The 15,772-nt window shown below is 48.3% G+C and carries 17 protein-coding genes; 3 read left to right on the top strand and 14 right to left on the bottom strand.

The genetic code is table 11. The annotated features are described in order from the left end of the window. Positions 1 to 31 precede the first annotated feature (31 nt). The 6 genes from T411_RS0104640 to rpsB all read right to left on the bottom strand — a co-directional run bounded on the left by T411_RS0104640 (position 32) and on the right by rpsB (position 4,968). Positions 32 to 874, bottom strand: a complete 843-nt coding sequence (locus tag T411_RS0104640; RefSeq protein WP_000813566.1) for a phosphatidate cytidylyltransferase — start codon at positions 872 to 874, stop codon at positions 32 to 34. A 17-nt stretch (positions 875 to 891) separates the two neighbouring features. After that, positions 892 to 1,644, bottom strand: a complete 753-nt coding sequence (gene uppS, locus T411_RS0104635; protein ID WP_001180544.1) for a polyprenyl diphosphate synthase — start codon at positions 1,642 to 1,644, stop codon at positions 892 to 894. Positions 1,645 to 1,735: 91 nt separating this feature from the next. Continuing rightward, on the bottom strand, positions 1,736 to 2,293 hold the full coding sequence (frr, locus tag T411_RS0104630) for a ribosome recycling factor (protein WP_000606619.1): 558 nt from the start codon (positions 2,291 to 2,293) through the stop codon (positions 1,736 to 1,738). Between the two features lie 53 nt (positions 2,294 to 2,346). Beyond that, positions 2,347 to 3,078 (bottom strand): UMP kinase, encoded by a 732-nt coding sequence (gene pyrH, locus T411_RS0104625; RefSeq protein WP_000210548.1) that lies wholly within the window; start codon positions 3,076 to 3,078, stop codon positions 2,347 to 2,349. A 187-nt stretch (positions 3,079 to 3,265) separates the two neighbouring features. Further along, on the bottom strand, positions 3,266 to 4,108 hold the full coding sequence (tsf, locus tag T411_RS0104620) for a translation elongation factor Ts (protein WP_000301490.1): 843 nt from the start codon (positions 4,106 to 4,108) through the stop codon (positions 3,266 to 3,268). A gap of 131 nt (positions 4,109 to 4,239) precedes the next feature. Then, the gene (gene rpsB / locus T411_RS0104615; protein ID WP_000179228.1) at positions 4,240 to 4,968 is read right to left on the bottom strand and encodes a 30S ribosomal protein S2; all 729 of its coding nucleotides are present in this window, start codon (positions 4,966 to 4,968) and stop codon (positions 4,240 to 4,242) included. A 340-nt stretch (positions 4,969 to 5,308) separates the two neighbouring features. Here rpsB and map point away from each other — a divergent pair, with 340 nt between their 5' ends. From map to T411_RS0104600, 3 genes are all read left to right on the top strand, one after another. Continuing rightward, positions 5,309 to 6,151 carry a type I methionyl aminopeptidase gene (gene map / locus T411_RS0104610; RefSeq protein WP_000023305.1) on the top strand — a complete coding sequence of 281 codons (843 nt, stop codon included), beginning with the start codon at positions 5,309 to 5,311 and terminating at the stop codon, positions 6,149 to 6,151. 104 nt (positions 6,152 to 6,255) lie between these two features. After that, entirely contained in the window at positions 6,256 to 8,886 is a 2,631-nt protein-coding gene (glnD, locus tag T411_RS0104605; RefSeq protein WP_001146857.1) for a bifunctional uridylyltransferase/uridylyl-removing protein GlnD, read from the top strand. A 275-nt stretch (positions 8,887 to 9,161) separates the two neighbouring features. Further along, positions 9,162 to 9,545 carry a DUF3461 family protein gene (locus tag T411_RS0104600; RefSeq protein WP_000483924.1) on the top strand — a complete coding sequence of 128 codons (384 nt, stop codon included), beginning with the start codon at positions 9,162 to 9,164 and terminating at the stop codon, positions 9,543 to 9,545. Positions 9,546 to 9,585: 40 nt separating this feature from the next. Here the strand turns inward: T411_RS0104600 and pgpA are convergent, their stop codons facing one another. The 8 genes from pgpA to nrdR all read right to left on the bottom strand — a co-directional run bounded on the left by pgpA (position 9,586) and on the right by nrdR (position 15,748). After that, positions 9,586 to 10,095 (bottom strand): phosphatidylglycerophosphatase A, encoded by a 510-nt coding sequence (gene pgpA, locus T411_RS0104595; protein ID WP_001283269.1) that lies wholly within the window; start codon positions 10,093 to 10,095, stop codon positions 9,586 to 9,588. Further along, complete coding sequence (gene thiL, locus T411_RS0104590; RefSeq protein ID WP_001918806.1) at positions 10,092 to 11,066, bottom strand: thiamine-phosphate kinase; 975 nt, start codon at positions 11,064 to 11,066, stop codon at positions 10,092 to 10,094. Before thiL ends, pgpA begins: the two co-directional genes overlap by 4 nt. A gap of 90 nt (positions 11,067 to 11,156) precedes the next feature. Further along, positions 11,157 to 11,627 carry a transcription antitermination factor NusB gene (gene nusB / locus T411_RS0104585; RefSeq protein WP_000501296.1) on the bottom strand — a complete coding sequence of 157 codons (471 nt, stop codon included), beginning with the start codon at positions 11,625 to 11,627 and terminating at the stop codon, positions 11,157 to 11,159. Then, a complete protein-coding gene (ribH, locus tag T411_RS0104580) occupies positions 11,627 to 12,097 on the bottom strand; it encodes a 6,7-dimethyl-8-ribityllumazine synthase (protein ID WP_000864130.1) in 471 nt (156 codons plus the stop codon). The genes nusB and ribH overlap by 1 nt, the downstream gene beginning before the upstream one ends. A gap of 264 nt (positions 12,098 to 12,361) precedes the next feature. After that, the gene (gene ribBA, locus T411_RS0104575) at positions 12,362 to 13,471 is read right to left on the bottom strand and encodes a bifunctional 3,4-dihydroxy-2-butanone-4-phosphate synthase/GTP cyclohydrolase II (protein ID WP_001122865.1); all 1,110 of its coding nucleotides are present in this window, start codon (positions 13,469 to 13,471) and stop codon (positions 12,362 to 12,364) included. 40 nt (positions 13,472 to 13,511) lie between these two features. Next, positions 13,512 to 14,165 (bottom strand): riboflavin synthase, encoded by a 654-nt coding sequence (locus tag T411_RS0104570; protein ID WP_000493874.1) that lies wholly within the window; start codon positions 14,163 to 14,165, stop codon positions 13,512 to 13,514. Positions 14,166 to 14,169: 4 nt separating this feature from the next. Next, positions 14,170 to 15,273 carry a bifunctional diaminohydroxyphosphoribosylaminopyrimidine deaminase/5-amino-6-(5-phosphoribosylamino)uracil reductase RibD gene (gene ribD, locus T411_RS0104565; protein ID WP_001131982.1) on the bottom strand — a complete coding sequence of 368 codons (1,104 nt, stop codon included), beginning with the start codon at positions 15,271 to 15,273 and terminating at the stop codon, positions 14,170 to 14,172. Between the two features lie 25 nt (positions 15,274 to 15,298). Next, positions 15,299 to 15,748, bottom strand: a complete 450-nt coding sequence (nrdR, locus tag T411_RS0104560; RefSeq protein ID WP_000543544.1) for a transcriptional regulator NrdR — start codon at positions 15,746 to 15,748, stop codon at positions 15,299 to 15,301. Positions 15,749 to 15,772: the final 24 nt, after the last annotated feature.

Here is a 15,772-nt window from a genome sequence, read left to right as displayed (position 1 = left end):
TTCACATCAGGCTGCCTAAGCAGCCTGAGTACTAGAACAAGAAATAGAGAAGAGCGAACACAGGGAAAGCGGCCGTTAGGCTATCAATCCGATCCAGAATGCCGCCGTGCCCAGGAATGATATTGCTGCTGTCTTTGATCCCAGAAACACGTTTAAACATGCTCTCGACCAAATCCCCTAAAACCGAAATTACCACAGTCAATAAGATGATCAGCAGCATGACAGGCATAGAGCTAAATTGAATACCAAAGCACTCTGCTACCCAATAACCAACCAGCATGGCGGTGACGATGCCACCGACCAAACCTTCTATCGTTTTATTCGGGCTGACTGCGGGCGCCATTTTGTGTTTACCTAAGCTTTTTCCCACAAAATAGGCACCGCTGTCTGCGGCCCAGACCAGAAAACAGACGAAGAGAACTAATTTCGCACCATAAAGAGGATCGGAAAGGTAAGTATCGGCGCGTAAGAACAACACACTCCAAAAGAAAGGCAGCAGCGTAAATAGGCCAAACAGGTGGCGAACAGTGCTGGAGTGCTCCCATAATGGACGCGAGCGCGGATAAGTGATCGCCAGTCCACTTGAGACGAGCCACCAAAGGCTACCGATACCCAGCACAATAAAATGCGCCGTATTCATATTGCTGATAGCCGGAAATTGAAAGTCGATCAAAGCGACACTGATACCACCAACCAATAAGGCGGGAATCATGGCTAACATGCGTGATGGTTGGTTAACGAACTGAGTCCATTCCCAGAATCCGAGTAAGGTCACTACTGCGAGTGCCAACATAAACCAAGCAAAAGGCAGATAAAGGATGCCAAGGATCACCAAAGGCGCCAGAATAAGCGCTGTAATGATTCGCTGCTTCAAATTGAGAAGTCCTATATTCAGTTTTCCATCAATGCCTTGACTTGTTCACCAGTACAGCCAAAACGGCGCTCACGATTAACAAACCAAGTCACTGCTTCAATCAGGCAGTTTTCATCGAACTCAGGCCAGAAGACTGGAGTGAAATACATTTCTGCATAGGCAAGTTGCCAAAGCATAAAATTACTAATGCGGCACTCTCCACTGGTGCGGATCAACAAATCCACATCCGGCAGATCAGCCATAGTCAAATGCTGCTTAAATACGTCTTCATCGATGTCCGACGGTTGCAGTTCACCTTGGGTAACCTTTTCAGCCAATGCTTGAGTAGCTTGCAAGATATCCCACTGTCCACCGTAGTTCGCAGCGATGTTGACCACCATGCCGGTATTGCTGGCGGTTAACTGCTCCGCTTGCGCGATTTTCGTTTGCAGACGCTCACTAAAGCGGCTTTTATCACCGATCACTCGCAAACGCAGATTGTTTTTATGCAATTTCTTAATTTCGGTTGAAAGAACCGTCATAAAAAGTTCCATCAACACGCCCACTTCTTCTTCCGGACGACGCCAGTTCTCGCTGCTAAAAGCAAACAGAGTTACGGCTTTAATGCCAAGGCGAGCAGAAGTAGAGATGGTTTTTCGTACCGCAGCCACACCATTTTTATGGCCGAAAACACGCGGTTTTCCCTGCGCTTTCGCCCAACGACCATTACCATCCATAATGACGGCAATATGTTTAGGCAATACATCTTGGGAAAGAGATAGATTTTGCATAAGAAACACAACGAACAATCAAAGAGGCGCAAGAGTAGCATAAAAAAACGCTGTGCTGCGAGCACAGCGTTTTGTTCACCAAGTCAGTGGATTAAACTTCCATCAACTCTTTTTCTTTTGCAGCAAGCACATCATCGATCTTCTTCACTGCCGCATCCGTCAGCTTTTGAATCTCTTCTTGTGCACGGCGTTCATCGTCTTCTGAAATCTCTTTGTCTTTCAGTAGCGCTTTCAGATCGTTGTTCGCATCACGACGAATGTTACGTACCGCAACACGACCGCCTTCTGCTTCACCACGCACGATTTTAACCAGATCACGGCGACGTTCTTCCGTGAGCGGTGGCAGTGGAACGCGGATAATGGTGCCGGCTGACATTGGGTTTAGACCCAGATCAGACATCAGGATCGCTTTTTCAACTTTTTGAGTTAATTCGCGATCAAACACGGTGATCGCTAGCGTACGTGCATCTTCAGCAATCACGTTAGCAACCTGATTAAGTGGAGTTGGAGCGCCGTAGTAGTCAACTGAAATACCCGTCAGCAGACTTGGGTGAGCACGGCCAGTACGAATTTTCGACAGGCCATTTTTCAGTGCTTCAACACTTTTCTCCATACGCTCTTGCGCATCTTTTTTGATCTCATTAATCACAATATCACCTTAATTCTTGTTTTCGTTTCGAGAGCGTTTCGTTCGCAGACGGATCACTGCACGTCGCTGATCAGCGTACCTTCAGCTTCACCCATAACGACACGACGAAGTGCGCCTGGCTTATTCATGTTGAAGACACGAATTGGCATTTTATGGTCACGAGCCAGAGTAAACGCCGCCAAATCCATCACTTTCAGTTCTTTCTCAAGCACATCGTTGTAAGCCAGCTTATCATACAGTTGTGCATCCGGGTTGGCTACCGGGTCAGCGCTGTAAACACCATCTACTTTGGTCGCTTTGAGAACGACATCAGCTTCAATTTCAATACCACGCAGACACGCAGCCGAATCCGTAGTAAAGAAAGGATTGCCTGTACCCGCAGCAAAAATCACCACTCGGCCTTGGCGCAATTCGCGAATCGCATCAGACCAGCTGTAATCGTCACACACACCATTTAGTGGGATAGCAGACATCAGACGTGCATTGACGTAAGCACGATGCAGGGCATCACGCATTGCCAAACCATTCATTACCGTGGCAAGCATGCCCATATGATCCCCAACAACACGGTTCATACCCGCTTTGGCAAGGCCAGCACCACGGAATAGGTTGCCGCCACCAATCACAACGCCCACTTGAACACCCAGCTCAACCAGTTCTTTTACTTCTTGAGCCATACGATCAAGTACCGTTGGATCAATACCAAAACCTTCAGAGCCTTGTAGCGCTTCACCACTTAGTTTTAACAGAATACGTTGATAAGCTGGTTTAGGGTTCGTTGTCATGGGAGTTTACCTTCCAAAGAGAGTTGAGGATTAACAGTCATGGATAGATTTGAGTGCTAGGCCAAAATCCATTCATCACGGTTAATCGAGTCGACGCTTTATGATTCAATCATTAACGAATCAACACCTTAATCGTGAAAAGACCGCAGCCATGGCCACGGTCTTTTTCTGAGCAATCGCGCTAGGATTAACCTTTTTGCGCCAGTGCTACTTCTTCAGCAAAGCTCAGGCCTTCTTGTTTCTCGATGCCTTCACCTACTTCTAGACGGATGAATGCAGAAACAGTTGCGCCTTTCTCAGCCAGAATTTCACCAACAGTTTTCTTTGGCTCCATTACGAATGGCTGACCAGTCAGAGAAACTTCGCCAGTGAATTTCTTCATACGGCCTTCAACCATTTTCTCTGCGATTTCTTTTGACTTGCCTTCGTTCATTGCGATGCCAACTTGAACTTCACGTTCTTTAGCAACCACTTCAGCAGGAACGTCGTCTGGAGTCAGGAATTCTGGGCGAGAAGCCGCTACGTGCATTGCAACGTGTTTTAGAGTTTCAACGTCAGCAGAACCAGCAACGACAACACCGATACGGTCGCCATGGCGATAAGTCGCCAGAGCTTCGCCTTCAACGTACTGAACGCGACGGATGTTGATGTTCTCACCAATTTTCGCAACAAGAGCAACACGAGCTTCTTCGAATTGTGCTTGCAGCTCTTCTACAGAGGCTTTAGAAGCGAGAGCAGCGTCAGTAACTTGGTTAGCAAATGCTACGAAGTTGCTGTCTTTTGCTACGAAGTCAGTTTGGCAGTTGACTTCAACTAGAGCCGCAATGCCTTCGCCTTCTTTGATCATGATGGTGCCTTCAGCAGCGATGTTGCCAGCTTTCTTAGCAGCTTTAGCAGCACCACTCTTACGCATGTTCTCGATCGCCAGCTCGATGTCACCGTTGGTTTCAACAAGGGCTTTCTTACATTCCATCATACCTGCGCCAGTACGCTCGCGCAGTTCTTTTACTAGAGCAGCAGTAACAGCCATTCTCTATTCCTCAGTTAATTCTGGATTGGGTAAAAATTGAGGGCCTACATTATCGGCCCCCAATGCTAACTATAACTTGGGCTATGCTACACAATCATGGCAGATAGCCTAAGTTTCACTCAGAGCCGAGATTATTCCGCTTCTACGAAACCGTCTTTTTCAGCTACAGCAGCTACGTCTTTGTTACGACCTTCGTTGATCGCTTGAGCAGCAGCATTCAGGTACAGTTGAACAGCGCGGATCGCGTCGTCGTTACCTGGGATGATGTAGTCTACGCCGTCTGGGCTAGAGTTAGTATCAACAACAGCAAATACTGGAATACCTAGGTTGTTCGCTTCTTTGATAGCGATGTGCTCGTGATCTGCGTCGATTACGAACAGAGCGTCAGGCAGGCCGCCCATATCTTTGATACCGCCAAGAGACTTTTCCAGTTTCTCCATTTCGCGAGTGCGCATTAGAGCTTCTTTCTTAGTCAGCTTGTCAAAAGTACCGTCAGTAGATTGAACTTCCAGCTCTTTCAGACGCTTGATTGACTGACGAACAGTTTTCCAGTTAGTCAGCATACCGCCCAACCAGCGGTTGTTAACGTAGTATTGGTTGCTTGCTAGAGCTGCTTCTTTCACAGACTCAGATGCAGCGCGCTTAGTACCAACGAATAGAACTTTACCTTTCTTCTCGCCAACTTTTGCCAGCTCAGCTAGAGCTTCGTTGAACATAGGTACAGTTTTTTCTAGGTTGATGATGTGAACGCGGTTACGTGCGCCGAAAATGAATTGCTTCATTTTTGGGTTCCAGTAACGAGTTTGGTGACCGAAGTGTACGCCCGCTGTCAGCATATCGCGCATTGATACAGATGCCATTTTAAAATCCTCTATGGGGTTAGGCCTCCACATCCCCCGTATATCCGACTCCACTTGGAGCACCCCGGAATACGTGTCGGAATGTGTGTGATTTAAACAATTAGGTTTGTGGTTCCCAATCCTTTTCGCCAACAGGGAGAATAAGGACCCGGATTCCGGCGCGCTTTATATCATATTTCGCCCCTGTGTGGCTAGAAAAAATTCGTCGATAGCCAATGCAAAGCCATGACTTAGCCACTCGATTTTAACGCCGGACGACTGTTTTCTTGCGCTTCATCTGTCCATTGTTACAATAGCGCCACTAGCACCTTGTGTGCTCACAAGTGAGTAGAGAAAGCCGATGTCTATAAAAATCAAGAATGCCGTAGAAATTGAAAAAATGCGCGTTGCGGGCCGCTTAGCCGCTGAAGTTCTGGAAATGATTGAACCTCATGTGAAAGCAGGCGTGACTACCGAAGAGCTGGATCAGATATGTCATAAGTACATTACTGAAGTTCAAGGCGCGATTCCGGCACCACTGAATTATCACGGTTTTCCAAAATCGATCTGTACGTCGATCAACCACATTGTCTGCCACGGCATTCCTGCCAGTGAAGATACTTATTTTGGTCAGATCCAACGTCCTGCGGTACTGCGTGATGGCGACATCCTTAATATCGATATTACGGTTATCAAAGACGGCTACCACGGCGATACCTCAAAAATGTTTTTGATTGGCGATGTGTCGATTGAAGACAAACGCCTGTGTCATGTGGCGCAAGAGTGCCTTTACTTGGCACTGAAACAAGTCAAGCCGGGCGTTCAATTGGGCGAAATTGGAACCACGATTGAAAAACACATCAAGACCAACAACAAAAACAACCCGCGCTTTAAATTCTCTATCGTGCGTGATTACTGTGGTCACGGCATTGGTGCTGAGTTCCATGAAGAGCCACAAGTGGTGCACTACAAAAACAGTGACCGCACTGTGCTGCGTGAAGGGATGATTTTCACCATTGAGCCCATGATTAACGCCGGTAAATTTGGCTGCCGTCTTGATGATGAAGATAGCTGGACGGTCTACACCGCCGATGGCAAAAAATCTGCCCAGTGGGAACATACGATTTTGGTCACTGCAACTGGCTGTGAAATCCTGACGCTACGTAGTGAAGAAAGCCTGCCACGCATCTTGAATAACGCCTAAGTTTTCCTTCGATTGAAAATATCCCTGCTGGTCAGGGATATTTTTTTATCCGTCGCCATCTGCTAGATTGGCTCCATTCGTGTTAACGCTTGCATGGACGCGCTATGCCGTATCAATCCCCTATCACATTTCAAGAACCCCAACTGACGGTAGAGAGCTTAAAGCAGCAGCTCGAAAGCTTTACTGAATACCAAAAGCAGGAGTTTTTCGATCACCATCCAGTGACCGACTTAGTGCTTGGCCGCTCCGAATACATGGACTTGCTACTCCACCGTTTGTGGCAATTTTTTGGCTTTGATGAGCTGGTTGAAGTGAGCTTAGTCGCGGTTGGGGGTTATGGGCGTGGTGAGCTACACCCTCTCTCAGACATCGATCTCCTAGTCTTATCTCAACAGCCGCTCAGCGAACAAGTCGCCAATAAAATCAGCCAATTTCTCACCCTGTTATGGGATTTAAAATTGGAGATTGGCCACGCGGTACGAACCGTGGAACAGTGTGCTGAAATCGGTAAAGCCGACCTCACTGTAGCCACTAACTTGCAAGAAGCGCGCTTACTGTGCGGCTGTGAAGAGACCTTTCATCGCCTGAAAATGGTGATCCATTCTGAGTCCTTCTGGCCAAGTGAAATCTTCTATCAAGCCAAAGTGCGTGAGCAGAAAGAGCGCCACGCTCGATATCACGACACCACCTACAACTTAGAGCCAGACATCAAATCGACTCCCGGTGGGCTACGCGATATTCACACCTTAAGTTGGGTCGCACGCCGCCATTTTGGAGCAACGTCCTTGTATGAGATGAGCCGCTTTGGTTTTCTGACCGATGCCGAATACCGTGAGCTGGTTGAGTGCCAAGACTTTTTATGGCGCGTGCGTTTTGCGCTGCACATTGAGCTGAAACGTTACGACAACCGCTTAACCTTCGCGCATCAAGTGCAAGTTGCTCGTCATCTCGGTTACTTTGGTGAAGGCAACCGTGGCATAGAGATGATGATGAAAGAGTTTTTCCGCACCCTGCGTCGTGTGGCTGAACTCAACAAAATGCTGCTGAAAATTTTCGATAAAGCGATCCTCAATAATGGTGAAGAAGCCGAAGCCGTGATTATTGATGATGACTTCCAACGCCGTGGCAATATGATTGAAGCGCGTAAACCCGCGCTATTTCAAGCTCGTCCAGAAACTATTCTGGATATGTTTTTGCACATGGCCAGCGACTCCACCATCGAATCGGTTGCGCCAGCCACCATGCGCCAATTACGCACGGCTCGTCGCCGACTGAATAAATTTCTGCACACCCTTCCCGCCGCACGCGAAAAGTTTATTGAGCTGGTACGCCACCCCAACGCACTGCATAAAGCGTTTAGCCAAATGCACAAGCTGGGCGTACTTGCTGCTTATTTGCCCCAATGGAACCAGATTGTTGGCCAGATGCAGTTCGACTTGTTCCACGTCTATACGGTGGATGAACATAGTATTCGTCTACTCAAACATATCCATCTATTCAGTGATGCCAATAACCACGACCGCCACCCTATTTGCTGTGAAATTTACCCTAAAATTCAGAAAAAAGAGCTGCTCATCCTCGCGGCCATTTTCCATGATATCGGTAAAGGACGCGGCGGTGATCATTCAGAAATTGGTGCTGATGAAGCGTTTGATTTCTGTATTGAGCACGGTTTATCTAAACCGGAAGCGAAATTGGTCGCTTGGCTGGTCAAAAATCACCTCCTGATGTCAGTCACCGCGCAGCGTCGTGATATCTACGATCCAGATGTGATCATCGAATTTGCCAAAAAAGTGCGTGATGAAGAGCGCCTCGAATACTTGGTGTGTTTAACCGTCGCTGACATCTGCGCCACCAACCCTGAGCTTTGGAACAGTTGGAAACGGACTTTGTTGGCAGAGCTCTTTTACTCAACCCAGCGCGCGCTACGGCGCGGCCTAGAAAATCCCGTCGATGTCCGTGAACGCATTCGTCATAACCAGCAAATGGCCTCTGCCTTACTGCGCAAAGAAGGCTTCTCTAGCCGTGAAATTGAGGTGTTGTGGCAGCGCTTTAAAGCCGATTATTTCTTGCGCCATACTCATAAACAGATCGCGTGGCACTGCACCCATTTATTACGCCATGAAGACAGTAGCAAACCTTTGGTTTTACTCAGCAAAAAAGCCACTCGCGGCGGAACGGAAGTTTTTATCTACACCAAGGATCAGGCTGCTTTATTTGCGACTGTGGTTGCCGAGCTCGACCGACGTAATCTGAACGTGCATGACGCGCAAATCATGGCCAGTAAAGACGGTTATGTACTCGATACTTTCATGGTACTTGACCAAAATGGGCAAGCCATTGAAGAAGATCGCCATCAAGCACTGATTCGTCATCTGGTGCATGTACTGGAAGATGGTCGTCCTACCACGCAAAAGGCAAGGCGCATTCCTCGTAACTTGCAGCACTTTAAAGTCAAAACTCAGGTTGATTTTCTACCAACCAAGAGTAAAAAGCGCACCTTAATGGAATTCGTCGCGCTGGATACGCCGGGACTACTGGCTACCGTCGGAGCAACCTTTGCCGAACTCAACTTGGATTTGCATGCGGCTAAAATCACGACCATAGGTGAGCGCGCAGAAGACTTATTCATTTTGACCAACGCCCAAGGCACGCGCCTCAATGAAGAGGAGGAGCAGCACTTGCGCGAGAAATTGATTGAACATGTCGCAGAGCTCGCGCCTAGCGCTCAGTAGCGAAACGGTCAAGGTTCGGGTGCGATCTTGAGCACAAGTTAACCTATTGAACTGTCAGGCACATCAACCAACTGCTACAGTAAATTGAGTGCCATCTTGGTAAATGTATATACCCAAACAATTTGGAGTTGCAGGTAGGCGGCAAGTGAGTGAGTCCCCATGAGCATAGACAAACTATGTGATTGGGGTGAACGAACGTAGCTAACACCGCTGCAGCTTCAAGTAGGAAGGGTATATCAAGAGGCGTGCGGGTTATTTTAACTAAGAGGTTGCCTATGTTTCCCCATCTCGTTGGCTTGGGTATTAATGAACCTACGCAAATTGAACGCTATTCGCTGCGCCAAGAAGCGCATAAAGATGTATTAAAGATCTACTTCAAAAAGCAAAAGGGCGAGCTGTTCGCCAAAAGCGTCAAGTTTAAGTATCCAAGGCAGATCAAAAATGTATTGGTCGACAGTGGCAGTCATCAGTACAAAGAAGTCACTGAAATTAATCGCAATTTAACGCTGGTGATTGATGAGCTTAATAAGATAACCAAACCTGAAGTCATGGGTGAAGTAGACGTGAAACAGAAAATTCTTAATGATTTACGCCATTTGGAAAAGGTCGTTGCCAGTAAAATTGCCGAAATTGAAGCCGATTTGCAAAAATTAAACTAGCTGAGTTAGGTTCCCCTAGGGGAACCTAAACAGGCGAATCTCAAACAGGCAGCCACTCTAACCAGTAGCCGATGGCCGCTAAACTTATCGCGGCCATTACTCCAGCCACTAAATCATCAATCATGATGCCGAAACCGCCATGCACACGCTTATCCAACCAACTGATCGGCCAAGGTTTGAGCATATCGAAAAAGCGAAATAGCACAAAACCTGTCACGAGCCATTTCCAATCGAAAACCGGTAATTGGTATAACGGCACAATCAGCATAGTGATCCAAAAGCCGGCAAATTCATCCCAAACAATCGAACCGTGATCGTGTACCTGCATATCATCTGAGGTGACTTGGCAAATTTTTATGCCGATGAGGCTAGCGAACACAACCACGACGGCATACAGAATCCAAGGGAGCTGTGCCAGCATTAGATAAAATGGCACCGATGCTAACGTGCCCATCGTTCCGGGCACGATGGGCGACAAGCCACTGCCAAAACCAGTAGCAAGCAAGTGCCAAGGGTTACTTAAGGAGAGATTACTGCGTGGATCGCTCATGCTTTCACCTTGAAATGATCATACCCAGCCAGTTGCCAATCGAGCTTTTTCCCCTGATTGTGCAGCTCAAACGTACCGGCCGGGCGAATTTGGCCAATACAGGTCACTTTCGTGCCGCAATGTGCGAGCGCATTTTCTAGCGAGCCTCGATTTTCTTCTGGAATGGTGAAGCAGAGTTCGTACTCTTCACCGCTGGTCAAGGCATACTGCTGTGCACTAGTGACACTGTCTACAAACTGCAATAACTCTTTAGACAGCGGCAACAAGCTGACATCAATACTCGCCCCAACATTGGAACGCCGCAAAATGTGTTGCAGATCGGCAATCAGGCCGTCGGAAATATCAATCGCCGAAGAGGCCAAATGCACTAAGGCTTGCCCTGCCACAATGCGTGGTGTCGACAAGTAATGGCGCTGCTCAAGAATATCGGCGAAGGGTAAATGGCGCTTTTCCGGATCTAAAATCACGTCTAAGCCGGCTTGGCTATCGCCTAGATCGCCCGTGACATAGAGCCAATCGCCAACTTTCGCCCCGCTACGCAGCATAGCCTGCTCTTTGGGTAAAAAGCCCTGCACGGTTAATGTGATACTGAGTGGCCCTTTGGTGGTATCGCCACCAATGAGCTGCACATTGTAGTACTTGGCCAACTCGAAAAAAGCATCGCAAAATGGCGTTAGCCACGCATCATCAATCTCAGGCAGAGTCAACGCAAGCGAAACCCAAGCCGGAGTCGCGCCCATCGCCGCCAAATCACTGATGTTCGACGCTAAGGCTTTGTGCGCGACCCAAGCCGGATTGGCCTGAGCCAGAAAATGGGTTCCAGCAACTAAGGTATCCGTGCTGATCGCCACGCGCGAATTTTCAGGAACTTTGACAATGGCACAGTCATCACCCAATGCTAAGTGAACGTCTTTGCGTTGTGCTTGTCGGTTGGAAAAGTATTTATCGATTAAATTAAATTCACCAAACATCATCCAGACTCTTTGGTTGAAACGCTGCATTAGGTCGCAGCTTATCAAGAAAAAAGGTCAGCGACTGCTGACCTTCTGGTGGAAAACGGATTACGCTTTCTTACGTACGTGCGGTGCGGCTTTATCCAGCACACCGTTAACGAATTTATGGCTATCTTCCGCAGCAAACACTTTTGCCAGTTCAATCGCCTCGTTAATCACCACTTTGTATGGTACGTCTTCACGACGCGTCATTTCATACATGGCCAAACGCAGTAGCGCCAGTTCCATCATGTCCAGATCTTGCATCGGACGAGAAACAAAAGGACGCAGTTTGCTGTCGAGTTCATTATGGTTTAAAACCACACCCGCCAGCAGATCACGGAAATAAGAAACATCGGTTTCAGGAGCAGCAAGAGCTGGCTCAGCGGCACGATGTTCTTCTTCATCGTACTTACCGCTGGTTAGAAATTGCTCTTCAATAGTCGCAACATTCTCTTTAGTAATTTGCCATGAATAAATTGCTTGTAGCGCAAATTGACGTGCATTACGACGTGCGGCTGGTTTCACACTGGCCCCCATTAGGAATCGATTTCAGAAAGAACATTAATCATCTCAAGTGCGCTCAGTGCTGCTTCAGCACCCTTATTACCAGCCTTGGTTCCTGCGCGTTCAATAGCTTGATCGATAGTATCAACAGTCAACACACCGAATGCGACTGGAATGCTAAATTCCAGAGACACTTGTGCCAGACCTTTATTCATTTCACTGCAAACGTAGTCAAAGTGCGGTGTACCGCCACGGATCACACAACCCAGAGAGACAATCGCATCGTAGTCGCCGGTTTTTGCAACACGTTGCGCTACCAGAGGCAGCTCAACCGCACCGGGACAACGCACAACGGTAATGTTGTCATCACTGATCTGACCGTGACGCTTAAGAGTATCGATGGCACCAGACAGCAAACTTTCATTGATAAAACTGTTGAAACGAGAAATCACAATCGCAATTTTCGCATTTGGTGCTGGGAAACCACCCTCGATCACTTTCATAAGCTTTCCTTTAACTCTGTTCATCAAGTGAGAATCGCCGGATTCTAGCACAAATTTGTGAGCAATATCTAACAGAAATTTGGGCTTACACCGCGCACTGCCATCAAGCTAAAACGCGGTAAACCAGCCATGAAATATCCTCAAACGACTTGTTTTTGCAGCGAGGCGGACAGTAAGTTCATCCCCCAGTATAGGTAGGTTCTATGCTTGGGGGAATGAAGGTCGCTCACTCCACTGCCACTTCAAGTAGCAAGGGAATAGCGATTATTCGCAGACGTATTCGACCACATTGAGACCAAAACCACCCAATGCGTGGTACTTTTTGTTTGGTGAAGAGAGCAGACGCATCTCTTTCACTCCAAGATCAGCAAGGATTTGCGAGCCAACCCCGACCCGGCGTGAAGTGCCTTGTTTTTTGGCCATCGCAGGGGCTTCGCCTTTATCTTGCAGCTCAAACATTTTCACTCGGTGTAGCAAGAGCTCACTCGATTCTTCATGACCCAGGATCACCAACACCCCGCCTTCTTGCCCAATACGCTGCATTGCTGTCGCAAGTGGCCAACTGCGCTCTGCCGCACGGTTGCTGTGCAGCAGATCGGTAAAAGTATCTTGCAGATGCACACGCACAAGAGTTGGCGCACTAGTAATATCGCCTTTACGCAGAGCAAAGTGGATTTGCTTATCGATGATGTCGCGGTAAGTCACCAGCTCAAACTCACCATATTCGGTTGGCAGTTTACACTGCGCGACACGCTCAATGGTGGTTTCGGTGTGGTTGCGGTACTCAATCAAGTCTGCAATCGTACCCAGCTTTAAGCCGTGTTTTTCAGCGAACACTTCTAAGTCCGGACGACGCGCCATGGTGCCGTCATCATTAAGAATTTCCACAATCACCGACGCGGGCTCTAAACCTGCCAAGCGTGCCAAATCACACCCAGCTTCTGTGTGCCCAGCGCGCGTTAATACTCCGCCATCTTGTGCAGCCAACGGGAAAATATGCCCCGGCTGAACCAAATCGGCCGCTTTCGCTTCTTTTGCCACTGCCGCTTGTACTGTGCGCGCGCGATCCGCCGCTGAAATACCGGTGGTCACGCCTTCGGCAGCTTCAATCGAAACGGTGAAATTGGTGGTGTACTGGGCATTATTATCTTGTACCATGGGATTTAAACCCAGACGGCGACAACGCTCTTTCGTGAGCGTTAAACAGATGAGTCCGCGACCATGGGTTGCCATAAAATTGATCGCTGCTGGCGTAATGTGCTCAGCCGCCATGATCAGATCGCCTTCATTTTCACGATCTTCATCATCCATCAGGATGACCATTTTGCCTTGACGAATGTCTTCAATGATCTCTTGTGGGGTGCTAATTGGCATGATGTCAGTCCTATTGTTATGAAACCTCTGAGAGCTGAGGTTAAGCAAAACCGTTTTGTTGCAAAAATGCCATGGTCAGACGCGATTGAGGTTCACTCTCTTGTTGACCTTGCAGTAAACGCTCCATGTAACGTGCCAATACATCCACTTCCAGATTGACTCGGCGTCCCACTTGGAATTCATCGATAGTGGTTTCTGCGCTGGTGTGGGGCACTATGGTCAGTTTAAACGCGTTTTTACGCAGATCATTGACCGTTAAACTGATGCCATCAACGGTAATCGAGCCTTTTTCAGCCACGTATTTGCTGATTTCTGCCGGCATATTGACCCACAGATCCACCGCACGCCCCACAGGAATACGCTCGACGATTTCACCTACGCCATCCACATGCCCTGAGACGATATGACCACCAAAACGGGTCGTGGGCAGCATGGCTTTTTCAAGGTTAACGCGATCACCAACCTGATACTGTGCAAAGCCCGATTTTTTGAGGGTTTCCATCGACAGATCCGCGCTAAAACTACGCTGATCAAATGCCACAACCGTTAAGCAGACGCCATTAGTGGCAATACTGTCACCGAGTTTAACATCGCCCATGTCCAGCTTACCCACATCTACACTGATGGTGACGTCGCTGCCTTTAGGGATAATAGCGGTCAGCTTGCCAACCGCTTCAACAATACCTGTAAACATAATGCTAATCTTTTGTTTTTGGGGTGGCGATGATCCGCAAATCTGCCCCCACCATTCGACAATCTTCTATTTTGAGTTCAATGGCCTCAGCCATTTCCGTCAAACCGAGCGCGCCAAATAAACCACGGCCATCACTGCCCATCAGTTTCGGCGCTAAATAGAGAATGATTTCATCCACCAACTTTTGCTCAATCAAAGATTGAGCCAGTTGGCTCCCCGCCTCTACCCAGAGTTGATTCACATTGTGTTGCTGAGCGAGTAGTGCCAAAAGCTCACGCAAATCAAGCTTTCCGTTCTCAGCAGAGATACAGAGTTCGGCATTCTCGCTGGCAACTCGCAGCACGGGTGAAGGTGTTTGGTATAACGCTAACTCTGGATGCAATTGATGTTGACGATCCAAAATCACCCGCAGTGGCTGACGCAAATCCGCTTCTGCGTATTGCGCCTGTACCGATGACGGTAAATCGTACCAACGCACCGCCAGAGAAGCATTATCCGCCAGCACCGTTTGACTGGTGGAGAGAATCGCACTGGCTTGCGCGCGAAACCGCTGAACATCTTTACGTGCTGCAGGAGAGGTAATCCACTGGCTTTTACCGTTAGCGAGCGCGGTTTGTCCATCGAGACTCGCCGCCATTTTAAGCTGCACAAAAGGCATGCCGGTTTCCATACGTTTTAGAAAACCGCGGTTGAGTACTCGAGCATCCGCTTCCAGCAACCCCACTTCAACCTCAATCCCGGCATCACGCAGCATTTGTACGCCCTTCCCCGCCACTTGTGGGTTAGGGTCTTGCATTGCGCAAATCACTTTCGCAACCCCGGCTTTAATAAGCCCTTCAGCACAAGGCGGTGTGCGACCATAATGAGAGCAAGGTTCTAAAGTGACATAAGCGGTCGCACCGCGGGTAAGCTCACCGGCTTGGCGCATAGCATGCACTTCAGCATGGGGTTCCCCCGCGCGAAAATGGAAACCTTCCCCTACAATCTGCTCACCGCGAGTGATCACGCAGCCGACATTAGGATTAGGAGAAGTGGTAAAATGCCCGCGCCACGCAAGTTCAATCGCGCGAGACATCATTTGATGATCAAAAGAGGTAAACATAGGCATAATCGCTTTCAGTTAATCCTATCGGTTAGTCCTGCAGTTTGGCGATCTCCTCGCCAAATTCACGGACATCTTCAAAACTACGATATACGGATGCAAAGCGAATATAGGCCACTTTATCTAGCACTTTCAGCTGTTCCATCACCAAGTTACCAATCAGTTTACTCGGAACTTCACGCTCGCCAGTGGCACGTAGCTTAGATTTTATGGTGCTGATCGCCAGTTCAATCGCATCGGCACTCACTGGGCGCTTTTCCAATGCGCGCTGCAAGCCACCAATCATTTTCTCTTCATCAAAAGGCTCACGATTACCATTCGATTTGATCACGCGTGGCATCACTAACTCCGCGGTTTCAAAGGTGGTAAAGCGCTCATTACAAGCCAGACACTGACGACGACGGCGCACTTGATGTCCGTCAGCCACCAGACGTGAATCGATCACTTTGGTATCGTTTTCAGAACAGAAAGGACAATGCATATTACCTCCATAACAAGACAACCA

The organism is Vibrio cholerae ATCC 14035 (assembly GCF_000621645.1).
Taxonomy (GTDB): domain Bacteria; phylum Pseudomonadota; class Gammaproteobacteria; order Enterobacterales; family Vibrionaceae; genus Vibrio; species Vibrio cholerae.
This window is presented reverse-complemented; position numbering and strand designations above follow the sequence as displayed.